The sequence below is a fragment of the Paucibacter sp. Y2R2-4 genome (assembly GCF_025717535.1).
Lineage (GTDB): Bacteria > Pseudomonadota > Gammaproteobacteria > Burkholderiales > Burkholderiaceae_C > Paucibacter_A.
In genome coordinates, this window is sequence record NZ_JAJIRO010000003.1 from 349,806 (window position 1) to 364,105 (window position 14,300).

19 protein-coding genes are annotated in these 14,300 nt (G+C 54.7%); 17 read left to right on the top strand and 2 right to left on the bottom strand.

Going from position 1 to position 14,300, the window contains the following annotated elements; translation table 11 throughout:
• Positions 1-42: 42 nt before the first annotated feature.
• The 12 genes from LNV06_RS12795 (at position 43) to LNV06_RS12850 (ending at position 6,877) form a co-directional block, all read left to right on the top strand.
• Entirely contained in the window at positions 43-387 is a 345-nt protein-coding gene (locus LNV06_RS12795; protein ID WP_263538677.1) for a hypothetical protein, read from the top strand.
• 11 nt (positions 388-398) lie between these two features.
• Positions 399-629 carry a hypothetical protein gene (locus LNV06_RS12800; RefSeq protein WP_263538678.1) on the top strand — a complete coding sequence of 77 codons (231 nt, stop codon included), beginning with the start codon at positions 399-401 and terminating at the stop codon, positions 627-629.
• 18 nt (positions 630-647) lie between these two features.
• Positions 648-1,145, top strand: coding sequence for a DUF4279 domain-containing protein (locus LNV06_RS12805; protein ID WP_263538679.1), 498 nt, complete (start codon positions 648-650; stop codon positions 1,143-1,145).
• A gap of 132 nt (positions 1,146-1,277) precedes the next feature.
• Positions 1,278-1,586: a hypothetical protein gene (locus LNV06_RS12810; RefSeq protein WP_263538680.1), complete on the top strand. Its 309-nt coding sequence runs from the start codon at positions 1,278-1,280 to the stop codon at positions 1,584-1,586.
• A gap of 94 nt (positions 1,587-1,680) precedes the next feature.
• Positions 1,681-1,992, top strand: a complete 312-nt coding sequence (locus LNV06_RS12815; RefSeq protein ID WP_263538681.1) for a hypothetical protein — start codon at positions 1,681-1,683, stop codon at positions 1,990-1,992.
• A gap of 114 nt (positions 1,993-2,106) precedes the next feature.
• On the top strand, positions 2,107-2,595 hold the full coding sequence (locus tag LNV06_RS12820; protein ID WP_263538682.1) for an ASCH domain-containing protein: 489 nt from the start codon (positions 2,107-2,109) through the stop codon (positions 2,593-2,595).
• A 1,125-nt stretch (positions 2,596-3,720) separates the two neighbouring features.
• Positions 3,721-4,125 carry a hypothetical protein gene (locus LNV06_RS12825; RefSeq protein ID WP_263538683.1) on the top strand — a complete coding sequence of 135 codons (405 nt, stop codon included), beginning with the start codon at positions 3,721-3,723 and terminating at the stop codon, positions 4,123-4,125.
• Between the two features lie 581 nt (positions 4,126-4,706).
• Positions 4,707-4,940: a hypothetical protein gene (locus tag LNV06_RS12830; RefSeq protein WP_263538684.1), complete on the top strand. Its 234-nt coding sequence runs from the start codon at positions 4,707-4,709 to the stop codon at positions 4,938-4,940.
• 23 nt (positions 4,941-4,963) lie between these two features.
• On the top strand, positions 4,964-5,488 hold the full coding sequence (locus LNV06_RS12835) for a hypothetical protein (protein ID WP_263538685.1): 525 nt from the start codon (positions 4,964-4,966) through the stop codon (positions 5,486-5,488).
• 29 nt (positions 5,489-5,517) lie between these two features.
• Complete coding sequence (locus tag LNV06_RS12840; RefSeq protein ID WP_263538686.1) at positions 5,518-5,847, top strand: hypothetical protein; 330 nt, start codon at positions 5,518-5,520, stop codon at positions 5,845-5,847.
• Positions 5,848-5,942: 95 nt separating this feature from the next.
• Positions 5,943-6,389 carry a hypothetical protein gene (locus tag LNV06_RS12845; protein ID WP_263538687.1) on the top strand — a complete coding sequence of 149 codons (447 nt, stop codon included), beginning with the start codon at positions 5,943-5,945 and terminating at the stop codon, positions 6,387-6,389.
• Between the two features lie 155 nt (positions 6,390-6,544).
• On the top strand, positions 6,545-6,877 hold the full coding sequence (locus LNV06_RS12850; protein WP_263538688.1) for a hypothetical protein: 333 nt from the start codon (positions 6,545-6,547) through the stop codon (positions 6,875-6,877).
• A gap of 9 nt (positions 6,878-6,886) precedes the next feature.
• Here LNV06_RS12850 and LNV06_RS12855 read toward each other — a convergent pair whose 3' ends face one another.
• On the bottom strand, positions 6,887-7,117 hold the full coding sequence (locus tag LNV06_RS12855) for a hypothetical protein (protein WP_263538689.1): 231 nt from the start codon (positions 7,115-7,117) through the stop codon (positions 6,887-6,889).
• A 15-nt stretch (positions 7,118-7,132) separates the two neighbouring features.
• Positions 7,133-7,912, bottom strand: a complete 780-nt coding sequence (locus LNV06_RS12860; RefSeq protein WP_263538690.1) for a hypothetical protein — start codon at positions 7,910-7,912, stop codon at positions 7,133-7,135.
• Positions 7,913-9,915: 2,003 nt separating this feature from the next.
• Here LNV06_RS12860 and LNV06_RS12865 point away from each other — a divergent pair.
• From LNV06_RS12865 to LNV06_RS12885, 5 genes are all read left to right on the top strand, one after another.
• Positions 9,916-10,128: a hypothetical protein gene (locus LNV06_RS12865; protein WP_263538691.1), complete on the top strand. Its 213-nt coding sequence runs from the start codon at positions 9,916-9,918 to the stop codon at positions 10,126-10,128.
• 131 nt (positions 10,129-10,259) lie between these two features.
• Positions 10,260-10,892, top strand: a complete 633-nt coding sequence (locus LNV06_RS12870; protein WP_263538692.1) for a hypothetical protein — start codon at positions 10,260-10,262, stop codon at positions 10,890-10,892.
• A gap of 144 nt (positions 10,893-11,036) precedes the next feature.
• Complete coding sequence (locus tag LNV06_RS12875) at positions 11,037-11,753, top strand: hypothetical protein (protein ID WP_263538693.1); 717 nt, start codon at positions 11,037-11,039, stop codon at positions 11,751-11,753.
• Between the two features lie 128 nt (positions 11,754-11,881).
• Positions 11,882-12,784, top strand: a complete 903-nt coding sequence (locus LNV06_RS12880) for an SEC-C metal-binding domain-containing protein (protein ID WP_263538694.1) — start codon at positions 11,882-11,884, stop codon at positions 12,782-12,784.
• Between the two features lie 988 nt (positions 12,785-13,772).
• Positions 13,773-14,294 carry a hypothetical protein gene (locus tag LNV06_RS12885; RefSeq protein WP_263538695.1) on the top strand — a complete coding sequence of 174 codons (522 nt, stop codon included), beginning with the start codon at positions 13,773-13,775 and terminating at the stop codon, positions 14,292-14,294.
• Positions 14,295-14,300: the final 6 nt, after the last annotated feature.

Here is a 14,300-nt window from a genome sequence, read left to right on the forward strand (position 1 = left end):
CGGCCAGTTGGCTGCGGCCTCTCAGCTTCAACGTTGAACCGCATGTACCCAGTTCCGTCTTTAGCGCGGCAGCTCGAAACCGAGTGGGTGTCCGATCTCGCGGCGCACTTCGGACGGTCCGTAGACGATGTTCTGCAACAGGTTCGGCCGTGGTTCGACTTTCCGGGTGGTCAACTACGAATTGAGCTGATGGATGGCTCTGTCGTGCAGTTCGAGTGGGCGTTTCACATCGCCTGCGAAGCGAAGCACGCAATCGCAGTATTCACGGAGCATTGCGGCCATCATGTCTTCCCGTATCACGAAGCAAAGGTCTATCGCGATGGACTGTTGGTCTATGCGCAAGCGGTTCAACCTTTTGCTGCAGCAGACGGCTACGTCGGCCGATGAGCGCGAACGATATGAATCAGATGATCATTGAGAACGCCTTCTTGACCTTGTGTGGATTCCTCTCGATCTACATCGGTTGCAGATTCGTCGTGGCGAGGAAGATTCCAATCGTCAGCGAAGACGATCGCGAAACATATGGCTGGCTTCGCGGGAAGGAGGCTGTCTTTGCAGGACTTGCGGTTGTCGCCTTGGGGCTTGCGCTCTTGGCTGGCGCGATTGGCCTCATCAATCTACATGCCTAGCCACATGAACATCCTGAGATGGCCATCTACTTCAGCAGTGTTCCAGAACCTGCCCTTGGAGCGGACCGCCTTAGGCGTCAGCTCACTTTCACGTTAAAGCGCAGCATGGGCGTACTTCACCACTCGTCAGCGACACTCCGCTTCTTTGGAGACGACTTAGTTCCTGAGACGCTCACCACGCTCCTTGGAGTTGCGCCATCAGAGGCGATCGTGAAGGGGCAGGAGATTGTTGGACGGTCAACCGGCGTGGTCCGCATCGCTCAGACAGGTAGTTGGCGGCTGAATGCAGAGAGGCGCGAGCCAGAGGATCTCGAATCTCAAGTTTTTGAACTACTTGGCCAGGTCACTGACGACCTGCGCGTTTGGGAGTCCTTGTCGCGCTACAAGCCAAATCTTTTCTGCGGAATTTTTATGGCGGGAAGCAATGACGGCCTGCCGCTGTCTTCCAGAGCGCTTCGTTCATTAGGGCAACGAGGCATAGCGTTGGACCTCGACATCTATGACTCCAGCGACTAAGAAGGTGGTAGAAGTGCACTCAAACTACTCGTTCGAGCCGAGTTGCAGCTGCTGGTCACTTCAGGCCCCCATTTCATTCTGGGCCTTCCGAGCCCATCCGCCGTTAGCGGCTCAACTTCGACGTTAAACAGCATGGCAACGCTCATATGGCGCGCACCGATGCGGTACTTGTCGCAAGGCGACGAGGCGGCATTCTTCGCCTGGCTGAAGTCCGTCCCTGGCGTCATCGCCGTGGTCGGATCGGGTCGCGAACTGCATATTCAGCTTCGTTCCAAACGTCTGTCGCAGCGGGGCTTGCGCGAATTGATCGCGTTGCACACACGGTATGACGGTAATCTAAACGAACTCGCGCAGTTCGCGACAGAGGCCAACTCTGGTTGGTTCAAAGCGCCGAATTCGGTCTGGCATCACGCTATTTTCGGTGTGGAAAATGCTGTTTAACCCTTTGGTCAAGCGGACCTGCGCCAGCTACGCTGGCTGGTCCGCTCACCGCGAACGTTAGGCCTGTATCCCCCACTTTCACGAAAGATGCTCGATGACTCTCGGAAGCTCGTTTGCTATTGACTTCGCCGTTTGCACTGGGCTCGGCGTTGCTGCTACTTCTTGCTTCCTGGCCAATTTGGTCGTACTTCGGGAACTCAAATTCGACGCTGCGCAAAAAGTTAGGCTCGCCATACTCCGTGTTGTGCTCTTTGTCATTTTTGTGGGTGGCATGCTTTCCGTCGCCGTGGTGATCGGGGACACAAAGTCCGTCCGAGATTCCGACTCTATTTGGGGATTCGTGTTCGGCGCAATTCTGCTCGTTCCAACCATCCGTTTGGTTCTGAAGACCGATGCGCAGGCCTAACTGGTCATTCGAGCCGACTCGCAACGGCCGGTCACTTCAAGCCCCCATTTCATTCTTTGCCTTCCGTACCCAGCCGCCGTTCGTGGCTCAACTTCGACGTTAGGCCGCAAAAGCATGACCACACATATACCTGCGCATCTGGCTGACTTCTGGAGTGCCTTCGCCGATTCAATCGGCGGCGTGGACGCAGCCCGTTTCTACGATGTGTGCGTCTTCGGGGACAGTGAGGCTCTGGCGAATGAACTAGCCGAACTCGTGCTGCGGGGCACTAAGCGCGCTACAGCGGGGTCGGTAAGCTCCTTCGAAGATGAAGGGAAACGAATTCCTATGCCCGGCGATCTGAGCATCATCACGAACTGGGCAGGCAGGCCGCTGTGCATCATTGAAACTGAATCAGTCGAGGTTGTTCCTTTCAGCGAGGTGTGTTCCGAATTTGCGGCCACTGAAGGCGAAGGGGATGGCTCGTTGTTGTTCTGGCGAGAGGAGCATAGACAGTACTTCACTCGCGAGTGCGCCCGGGCAGGCCGCCAGTTCAGCGAGAGCATGCTTGTTGCCTGTGAGCGGTTCAAAGTTGTCTACCAGCCTTCAACCAATGCGGCCTAACCCTGCGTCCGAGCCGACTCGCAACGGCTGGTCGCTCCAAGCCGCCATTTCATTCTGGGCCTTCCGCGCCCGGCCGTCGCTCGCGGCTCAGCTTCAACGTTAGACCTCAGGGAACTCCGTTGCTACGAACGCGCCGCTCATCGTCGATGTCTGTCTGCCCTGCATGCGGGAGCGACAGCATTTCTAAAATTGAGCCTGTCGTCGTGTCACTGCATTTGCCGACACACAAATGCACGTCATGCGGTGCGCGGTTGACTACTCGACTAAGCTCCGGAGCGATTGCCTACGTTGTAGTTGGATTTGGACTCATGCTTACTGTCATGTTCTTGCACGACGCTTCCAAGTCAGTGCCAGAACTCTCCGCAGGCTTCCGTGCCATCGCAGCCGTTGCTTTGCTGGGTGGCGTATTCGGCTTCGCTGCAAATAGAGTCTTGCGCAATATTGAGTTCAGGCTTTGGAGGCCGCGGTCATGACCGCTGGTTGTTTCTCCGCCGGTCTGAGGTCTAACCATTCGCTCGAGTGGACCTCCGCCAGCTGGCCGCGCTACGCTGCCTGTATATTTTCAGGTCCGCGCGGCCAGTTGGCTGCGGCCCCTCAGATCGAACGCTAGCCATCTGGTGAATATGAGCGCAGCAATCTCCGTCATCCGCGCAGGCACCGCTTGGCTTTTGCTTCTTGCGGCTCTCGGATTTGCCTTACTCCTTCTAAACGGAGCGGCGTTTTCTGCGTGGATGTCGGGTGGTCCGCCAAATCCGGTTCCGCAAGGCTGGGCAACGCGATCTCAGGCTCAATTGGCATATGCAGCCGCAGTCGCCTTTGCTGGATTTGCCGTTTTCCGCGTCATTCGAGAGATTCCAGCGCTTTCGCGAATCACAATTGCCCTTGCTGCAGCTTCAGCAGTGCTCGGTGTATGGCCAAGCGTCCATCAGTTTGTCCAGGTTGATCGCTGCCTCGACAGCGGAGGTCAGTGGAACTACGAGGGAATGCAATGCGAACGCTAGGCGCGAAGATGGCTAACCGGGCGTTCGAGCCGACTCGCAACGGCTGGTCACTCCTGGCCCCCATTTCATTCTTGGCCTTTCGTGCCCAGCCGCCGCTCGCGGCTCAACTTCGACGTTCAACAGCATGAATACCGCCGCTCTCCATCGTCTGCGTTCTTGGTATCGCGAATGGCGTCTTGGTCCGCTGCCCCCGCTGCCATATCGGTCGCGCCTGTGCCAAGGTGCTGCGTGGCGGAAGGCCTTTCCCGGCGCACCGAAGGAGGAAGTGCGCGAATTTCTCGAAGTCTTCGTAAAGGCATTTGCCTTTCGATCTTCATCGCGATTGAACTTTGCGCCGGACGATTCGATTCTTGCAATCTACCGGACGCTGTATCCAAATCGGTGGACTCCCGACTCGCTGGAGGTTGAGTCATTCGCAAAGCAGGTGGAGGACCGCTACCGCATTGGCTTTGCCAAGGTTTGGCATGAACACCTCACATTGGGTGAACTTTTTGGCGCTGTACAGCTTGCACGAGGAGGCCGCCCATGATTTTGAACCTTTCGCTCCAGCGGACGGGCTCACAGCCCGCTGAGCTTTGACGTTATGCAGCATGAGCTACTGTCCGAATTGCAATCACGCGGTTGACGCCAGCGCCTCTGAGTGCGCGAAATGCGGTGCGATCTTCGGCAATGGCGGGTGGTCGCCTTCATCTCAGCCCATTGTTCCAGCAGAGTCACCAACTAGGCTGACAATCCTTAGCAACTTCCTCTTGGGGCTTGGGCACTTTTTCCTCTTTGGTTTTCCGGTTCTTTTTGTCGCGCTTCATGTCTTGTTCTATAGCGGTGGAGGAACTTCTGGCATCCCGCTGGTCTATTCGATGACTATCTCGCCCGTGTTTTATCTGCTGGGAGTCGTAGTTCGAATCATGGAACGAGGTCGCGATGCATAACCATTCATTCGAGCCGACGCCTAACGGCGTGGCTCAATTCAAACGTTAGGCCGCATAGCCGCACCCCACTCGCCCACCTGCAAAGCCCTGCACCTCCATGTACGAAGTCCATGCATTTGCTGCAACCGCCACCGCGTCAGCCGATTGCGCTGGGCCATATCGTCCTGGAGACCGACACGCAATGCTTGCCCTTCTCAGACAGGCCAAAGACTCCGAACATGACTGGAGCACGGTCAAGAGATGGGTTGAGAAGGCTGGCTGGATCGGGGTCAATCTCGAGCGCGCCGGCACATTGAGCCCGGAGAATTTGAACGGAGCCGCGGACTATCTAGTGCGCGCCTTTGAAAGTGCCATTCACGCCCAGTTCGGATTCGTCGTCTACGAACAAGTAGTATCGGAGGATGAAGGAAGTTGAGCAAGGCTAGCCATCACAAACACATGTTCGACGACTTCTTTCGAGAACGCCAGATTCGCCGTGCGCTGAAGGCTGTGGCCCGTCAGCGTGTTGCCATGGTTCTCCAGCCGGGAAATATCCAGGTCATTGAGCGAGGCACCCCCGACGAGGAATGGTTTGAGCTGGGAGTTAGGACTTGCCATATCCGTGGCTGGGTGGAGGTGCTCCATGAGAATCTCCCGACGGGTGCGGTTCGGTTTCAGGGGAGCAATCCTCAGTTCCCTGAGGAGATGGCATCCAAGAACCACTACCGGCTAACCGAAGGGGGTTGGGCGGTTTTGAATCGCAGCCATGGTTGGGTGCTAGCCACGTTTCTAGTTAGTACCATCGGACTTGTGGTGGCTGCCGTTTCACTCGTGGTCGCTTGGTTGGCGCTTCCGCAAAGCGGAGAGCAAGCTCACGGCAACCACGCGATGGCTAACCCTGCGGTTGAGCTAACGGTCCCCGGCGTACAACTTCGTGCCGCTCAGGTGGGCGTGGTGCCGCCGTGGTCCGCGGATCACCTTTGACGTTAACCAGCCTAGAAAGTGGAGTTTGTATGAGTCGTTTCGCTTGTTTCCTGGCTCGCTGCATTCTTTCTACGCCATTGTTTGCCGTATCGTTTGCCATGGCGGAGCCAGGTGGATCTTCGAAAGAAGATGCCTCGCCCGCGCACTCCGAGCACGGGACGAAACGCCTGATTCCTTCGGAAGGAAGAGCGAACAAACTTTCATTGCCTGCTTCCTCCGATACGAGAAGGCCGCAATCGCTGCCCGAGAACGAAAATTCTGAACTTCCACTCCGATGGGATCGGTTGGAGCGGAACGCTTTAGAGAAGAATATCAAGCGCCAAGGTGTCGAGAGGCCAACATTCCCTGCGGAACGCTGATGAGCGGCGCGGCTCTGGTTAACTTTTGGTTGCAGCGGCCCTGCGCCAGCTTCGCTGGCTGGTCCGCTGAACTCAAACGCTAGGCCGCACAGAACATGCTCCTGCGCAAGTCCACCCTTCTAATGGTGCTCAGCGTCCTGGCGGGAACCGCGTCTGCCAGGCCAAACGCATCGACATGCGCTCTGAGCGATCAGCACTTTGCAACTGCGATCAATACGCTTCGGGACTGGATCAAGATTCACGCCTTCTACAAGGCCCACGTTCCGCCATGTCCGGAAGACGGAATGTTCGCAGAGGGTTACTCGGAACTTGTTGTACGCACCCTCGCCACGAACTGGAGCAATCTCGCCGAACTGAGAGTTGCAACCAGTCAAGACCCAAGCTTCAAGGCATTCGTACTGCGGCACATTGATGCAACAACCAGCGAAGCCGATTTGCGGCTCATCCGAACTAGCGCCACTTCCAAGTGTCCGAAGGACAGCGGATCGCTATGCGCCGAGATTCGCAGGGCCAGCGCCACGGCGCTCAGGGAGCTGAAATGAACGCTTTTCGGTTGTACCAAGTGCGGCCAAACCAATCGTTCAGGCTGACCCGCTACGGCATGCGTTGCTTGGCCGCTCCAGGGCAGGTGTGCTATTTTCCTTCCGCAGCTAAACAACGCATGCCTCCGCGGTCAGCTTAGCTCGAACGCTAGATCATGGGCATCCTGGTCGTCACCGCGATTGCAGTAGGGCTCTTTGCGCTTCTCGCCATCGGTGCGTCGAGATCGGACAACGCAACCGTGAAGCAATTGGAACGCAATGGTCGTTTGTGTCTCGGAACAGTGCTCAGCTACGACGGTGACGGCCTCGCTGAAGTTGAATTTATGCCGGTGGGCGGCGTCCGGCCCATCAAGGCGCTTGGCCTTGGCCACTTCCATAAGAAGCAGTTTCCGCCCGGTTCACAGGTGGCTGTTTTGTACAACCCTCTGTGCCCTCCCGTAAATCGAGTGGTCCCGAAACGAACAAGTGATGCGCAAAAGCAATCCTAGTAACGTAGCTCAGCATGGCATGATCTCTAACGCTGTGCTGCAACCAAAAATGAACAGCAGCAATTTACCTATTCTGTAGAAAAAGTCGCTGATCGGCTCAAAGGCGCCGGTGCCGAAGCGCAGGCGAAGCCGCGCAACACACCTTCTCTTCGTCTGAACCAGATCTTTAGACCCGGTTTTGAGGTTGAACGGTGGTGTTCTTCCCAGCCATTCCGTCAATGAATTTTGCGGTGAATTCACAAGCAATCCTATTACTTACCGCCTACTCTCCAGAAGAGAATTAATTTCCTCCTTGGGAATTGGTGCAATCTCTCCTGTGCTGCCAATGGTAAAGCTCATGAATTTTCCCTTGAATAGGTACTTCAAACCCAATAGCGCATGAAAATACGAAAGCTCGCCATAGTTAGTCGGTGCTGAAATATTATTAATTCCATACTTCTTCATTACCTGCAGGGTGGCCGACCAACCTGACGTATCGAAATCAAAGGGTTCTTGCCCTAGTCGTAATATTGATTCGTCGACGCCAATTTTCGCAAAAAATTCATTCTGTTTTTTGATAATGCGCAACAGCGAGTTGTAGTTCAATGAATTCTCAGCCAAGTACGGGCTGGAATTATCGGTGGCCTGTATAGCTTCATATTTAGATATAAATTCTCGAAAATTCTTTTGCAATGCACTTCCATGCCAAATTATGAGGGCTCGAGGTTCAATTTCCTTCTGCCGTCCGGCAGGAAATATATAGTTTGCGCAAGATGAAACACAGAGTGAGCGCACTCTAATGTTGATTCGGTTCTTGAAAATCCAGTCACCCAAGAGCATTGCGGCCTCGGCATCCCCACCTGATGAGGTGACGGTAATCCAGGCAGGAATACATTCAGTGTATTTATCGATAAAAGCATTTACAGCTCCCGCCGTCACTTTTTGATTAAACTCGACCTTCTGAAGGTCGGATTGGGTGTCGGGGCAACGTCCGGCGTCATCCGCTATTGCAATGACCGGTGCTACGCAAAGGTAGAAGGCTAGTTGTATCTTCATTGTAGAGGGCTCTCAATTGATTGAGGTAGTTATGGCATGCGGCGTGTAGTCGTCCGTCAAGAGTTCAAGTTGTCCTGCATTTATTGGGAATTTTCTGTCTGCCGCCGCAATCGTCTGAGGGCGGTGAGCAACAACGATTCTGGTAATTTTAATTCTGGAAATGTGCTATTTGGAGTCAGCTCATTTTCGATATCCAATGCCTAGTGGCCATTTCTAAGGCAAGTATGCTTGGCTGCCAATAGAGGGCTCTAGCCATCATTACGCGCAGCTTTTGTCATCCAGACAGCCTGCTTCCATATTGCCAATTAGAGTCTGAAATCGAATCAGCATTGAAGTGATTTCGCAATGAATCGGCGTGACGACTGCACATTTCCCACTTGAATCTGATCCGACTCTAAATTCAGGAACGCAATATTTTCAAAAATCGTGCCTGCGATGAGATCGTCTTCTTGTAGAACTATCCCGGTATGCCCTTTGTAGCGATTTAAACCCATTATCCTAATATCGGTGCTGAGCTATTGAATTTTTCCAACGGTAGGCGAAAGGAGGCCGAGAGTGAACTTTGCCAATGTGGTTTATCAGAAGCCGGACGCTCCCAAAATAGCAATAAACTCGCCGGCATCAATTGTTAGGCTGATGTTACTGAGCACTCAAGGCTCGTCGTCAGAAGGGAAACTGGTTACAAATTGACGTCTAGAAGTGGAAAACCACTCATTCGAGCCGACGCCTTACGGCGCGGCTCAATTCAAACGTTAGAAGGCACGCATGCATCCTGCGATTCGTTGCGCTCTTGCTTGGTCGGTGCTCACTGTTGTCTGCACGCCCGTCGCCATACTTGGGTTGCAGATCCAGATGCCTCAGTCCGTCTGGGTGTGGGTACTCGTTGTTGTGCTGCCATTCGCGTTGGCGCTTCTTGAGCATTGGTCGAATTCGTATCGCCCTATACGTTGGTTGCGAGGGGTCGATGCGCTATGCGAAGCGGTTGATCGCTCACCATATCGCCTGCCCATCGTCGTTGCATCGATTGCGGTGGCGTGTATTGCAAGCATAATTTTTCTTACGTTAGTCGCGTAAAGTGTCTTCTAACTGGTCGCTCGTGTGGACCTTAACTAGCTGGCTGCGCTGCGCTCACCAGTTGATCGTCTCTTCATGCAGCCAGCCAGTTTCGTCCACGCAGCTCAAACGTTGAACCGCATGAAGCTGCACGTTGTTTACACCGAGGATGCGGTGCTTCTTTCGAAGCAGTCAGATTTATCCTAGTCCGAGTTGCAGGCTTCGATCCCCGGCTATAAAACTTCGCTCGGACCATGGGATCAAAGCGAAGTCGTCGAGTTCCTTGGCGATGAGTACCAGGGCCTTGAACCGGCAGCGTCCAAGCAGGTGGATTCCTTCGTTCAGTCGCAAGCCTCTATTCAGGAGCTGACGTTTCGTGCGTAGGCGCATCCGGTTCAACCTTTTGCTGCAGCGGACGGCTTCGCCGCCCGCTGAGCGCGAACGTTTGAGCTCACATGCCCGCCACTTGGCCTTGCTCAAGCTATTTCAATTCAGGCACCGCTATGGCCAGCAGCGTCATGCGCGAGTTGGAGTTCGTCGACCGCAAGAATTGGTATGAACTGTATCGTCGGCCAAAGGACGGAACGCACTGGCGGCTCGATGCAGAAGATAAGTTTCAGCAGCGATACCTCGTGCGAATCGAGGATCCGGCCAAATGGGAAAGCTTCGACTCTACGGAACTCGAAAAGCGACTTCTACTTGAGTCTCGGGGCGGCCTCGGACCTGAGGGATGCATCTGCCTGGGTTGTAGTGCGCCGGTCCTGCTTGGGTCAGCTTTTTGCCTAGATCACACTTATGAGCGAGGGACTCGAAAGTGAGCTCTAACCGGTCGCTCGGGCGGACCTCCACCAGCTGGCCGCGCTACGCTCGGCAGCTGATCGTCGCTTCGCGCGGCCAGCTGGTTCCGGCCCCTCTGCTTCAACGTTAAGGCTCACAAAGACTGGTCCGTCATGCTCTCCAAAGCCATCCTTTTCATTGGCGGAACGATCGCTATGTCGCTGACCTGGCTCTTTGCAACAATGTGGCTGATAGACGCATGTTGCGACCTGGCAATTCAGGGCGGCATGCTAGCTTCTGTCTTTTGCGTATGGCTTGTCGCCGCTGCCGTAGTTTCTTGGAAGCTCTTCGTTAAGCAAGGTACGGACAGGAAAAATGCGCTCTAACTGGTCACTCGAGTGGACCTCCGCTAGCTGGCCGCGCTACGCTGCCTGTACATTTTCAGCTTCGCGCGGCCAGCTGACTGCGGCCGCTCAGCTCGAACGTTAGGGCGCAGCAATATGGAGCTTTCATCCAAATGAAGCCGTTCGCGCAGCACTTGCAGCCAAATCGTGATTCTTTTGCCGCCGATCCATTTGGCTATGGCGCCCTTGCCTGGCAGAAATGGGCAATGGTGCAGACACTCGCGGGGTTTCCCAAAGATCCTTCGAAAGCACCAACAAGCGAAGATTTGAAGTCACCTGTGCTCTGGCTAACTCATGCGCACGCAATGTCCGAGGCAGCGGCAGCGGTATTGCGGGCGAAGCCGGGGCTTGAAACTATGCCCATTGACGTTCGCGGAGTATGCGACAGCCAGTTTTGCGCGGTTGGCCTGATGCTTGTTGGTTACAGCTTGGAGATCTGCCTCAAAGGAATGGCAATCGTCCAAAAGGGGATTGATGGCTACTCTTCGGAAGAACGCAAATACAAACATCATCGGCTTGAGGACTTAGCGAGTTTCGTTCCGGGACTATCCGAGAAGGACAAAGCTATTCTTCAAATTCTTACCCATTTTGTTTCATGGGCTGGGCGTTACCCTGATCCAGGCTCAGGACGAGAGTCAAATTCAATGGAAATATTTTCCCTGTCAGAGAAGCATGCAATCGCCGCAAAGGATCTTTTCTCGCTCGCGGGGCGCGTCATGAGTCACGCCAGGGCGGTCACAGCATGAAATTGCAGGTCGTATGGTTTTCTCGTGTGCGCCCTAACCAGTCGCTCGAGTGGACCTCCGCCAGCTGGCCGCGCTACGCTGCCTGTATATTTCAGCTTCGCGCGGCCAGCTTGCTCCGGCCCCTCAGCTTCAACGTTAGGCCTCATGCGCAAACTCCCGCTGCTGTGGTTGCTTTTCTTTCTTTCCGCCTGCCACCATGCACCGGAATCGCTGCCCCATTCGACTGAACCGCAGTTGAAGTTGTTTGGCGAACGATTGGTCTTCGCTGGTGCCATCACAAAGGGCTCCTCCAAGCTCTTTTCCCATTACGTTGCGACTGAAAACATAGCCACGCTTGTGATGGCCTCCGGTGGTGGTGATGTGGATGCTGCAATCGAGATAGCAGAGATAGTCTTCCGGCGGGGGATCAATGTAGAAGTTCAGGTGATGTGCATGTCGTCCTGCGCCAACTACATATTCCCAGCTGGAAGGACAAAGACAATTGCGCCGGGAGCCATCGTTGGCTGGCATGGAAATGTGACGCACCTCACCTATCTCGATCACTTGAACCCGCTTCGCTCAGACGCGCAAGTTCGTCAAGTGAACCTTCTAACCGCCAAGCGAGAAGCAGAGTTCTTCCGCACGATCGGCATCGACGGCTTTATTTGTTGGTTTGCCAAACTACCACCTTACGACATACGCGGAACGTATGCCTTGTCCAGGCAAGATATGGAGTACTTCGGAATCCGGGGCATACATGCTCCCGAGAACTACTCGTCTACGGATCTGTCACCCCTGCACGCGGCAGGCTCAGAGGGAATAGAGTTTGTTACTGTTGATCGAGCAAAGCTCAATGCTCTTCGCCCAGCGGGCTTCGAATGACGCCTAACCATCCGTTCGAGTCGACTTGCATCGGCCGGCCTCTCCAAGCCCCCATTTCATTCTGGGCCTTCCGCGCCCGGCCGCAGCTCGCGGCTCAACTTCGACGTTAGGCCTCCGAAAGAAGTTTCATGTTCTTCACCGATTTGATGGCCCACTGCACAACGCGCATTGAGTGCGTGTTTCCAGATGGCAAGACGAGCACCGGCACTGGGTTCTTCATGACCTTGTGCGAGTCCGGTGACAGATCTGTGCCCGTCTTGGTCACAAACAAGCACGTCGTTATGGGAGCGCAAAGGGGAGCATTCTGGCTAACCCTCCGAAAGAGTGGAGGAACCGCCCCTGACATCGGAAATCATCACTCCTTTGAACTGCCAAATTTTGCATCGCATTGGCACTTTCACCCAAGCCTCGATCTGGCCGTCATGCCAATCAATCCACTTGTTGAGCAGAGCCGCAGCACTGGTCATGAGTATTTCTTTGCACCGTTGTCTACAACCCTGATTGCGACGCAAGCCGATCTAGCGGACTTGCCGGCCTTGATGGACATAGTGCTCGTCGGCTATCCAAATGGACTTTGGGACAAGACCAACAACCAACCACTCTTCCGCAGCGGCATCACCGCCACCCATCCAGAGCTTGAATACAACGGAAAGCCTGAGTTTTTAATCGACGCAGCTTGCTTCAACGGGTCGAGCGGTTCGCCAGTTTTTCTCGCTCAGATCGGAAGAACTATGTCGAGATCAAAGGGAGTCATGATCGGCCCGTCAGTCGTCAAGCTTTTAGGTGTTTTGTATGCCGGCCCCATGCACATGGCTACAGGCGAAATTGTGGCCGTGCCGATTGGCACTCGTGACATAGTCGTTACGGCGATTCCGAACAACCTCGGATTAGTAATATCGGCAAAAGAACTTTTGGACTTTGAGCCCATTCTCAACTATCTAGCGACCAATCAACGCAGGCCTGGGCGCAACGAAGCCTGCCCTTGCGGCAGCGCGAAGAAGTACAAGGACTGTCATGGTGCCCTTTCATGAACTCGCGGATGCCTAACCCATCGCGCAACCGGACCCGCAACGGCATGCCGCCTTCGGGCCTCATTTCATTCTTGCCCTGCGGCGTCCTGCCGTCGCGGGCCGGTTAGCTCAAACGTTAGCGAGATGCGTACTCCGCTTGTACTATCGGCGATTCTGCTTGCTGCTTCGGCAAGCGCTGCGCCCTATCGTGGCCACTTGTATGTTGGTCCTGAGAATGAGGCTTTCTATCCTTGCGGCAGCAAAACAGGCTATTGGTTTCTATCCAACGAGGCTGTGCGTGAGCAACTCTTGTCTGAAGGGGGCGCAAAGGCTGACTCGCTTTCGGAGCAAGGGGTGTACGTGGAAGTCGATGGTCGTGTGGGCAGAAGAATCAAGCAGACATATGGGCACGCACACTCGTATCCCGCGTACTTTCATATTCGGCGCATCTATGCAGTACATAGACTTTCAGAACGTGGCTGCAAGCGCTAACCCATTGCTGGAGCGGACGTCTACGCCGTCCACTCAGCGTTAACGTTAGGCATTCGTGAAGACATTGTTGCGGCCTAGACTTGCACAGCTTGCGGCGCTTTTGAGTGCTATTGCGAGCTGGGCGTTCGTCGCTTGGCTGTTTCTGCTTGTCTTTTCTGAATCTAGGCCGCAGATCGCACTAGGGCTGGGTCTCTGCCTCTCACTATGGCTGAGCGCAATTTTGGCCCGATTGCCTCTGAGATGCCCACACTGCCACAAGCGTATTGGCTTCACAGTCGAGTCCTCTACTGGACCAAACTGGAAGAGCGGCAAAGAACAGTTTTTCCCGATGAGGGCATTGCGCTTCAAGCAAGTAGACTGCCCGCACTGCCATGCAACGGTTTCACTGGAAGTCAAACGCAATGCCTAACCTTGCGTTCGAGCCGCCTCGCAACGACTGGTCACTCCAGGCCCCCATTTCATTCTGGGCCTTTCGTGCCCAGCCGCCGCTCGCGGCTCAACTTCGACGTTAGCCCTCATGTCCTTCTCCAGTATTCGTTTGAAAACGCCTGTCGGCGATCTTCAGGTTTCTGTGGATTTGCTGGCTGGCTTTCAGCCTGAGGCATCGCTTGAGATCTTCGCTTTTGAACCAGTCCTGCCGCAAGGAATGTCTGTCGCTGCCTGCTTCGCTGTTGTGCTTCACCTGCCTGGCGGAGAAATTGATGCACAGGTTCGATTGATTGCAACGTTGTTACCTGTGGTTCCGGTAGAAGGTGGGGCGGAAACCGGACAGGGGCTGGAAGCGCAGTCATGGCGCGGAGAGAAACACTTGGTATTGGTAGGAACTGAGGACGCGGAGTTCCTTGAAGCACGACTGCCAAGTCAAATACGCTTAGCGAACGACTCATTTGCCTATGAGCCTCATTCCTTTTCTTTGAATTTCACCCGCACCCGAGGGGCCATTCCTGTAGAAGTTCACTTATGGTGGCCTGGAACGAACTTCCTGAACCGCAGGAGTGTTCGTGCTGGTACGCAGTCGACCAAGTGCATGCATCGGTAGTCAGCG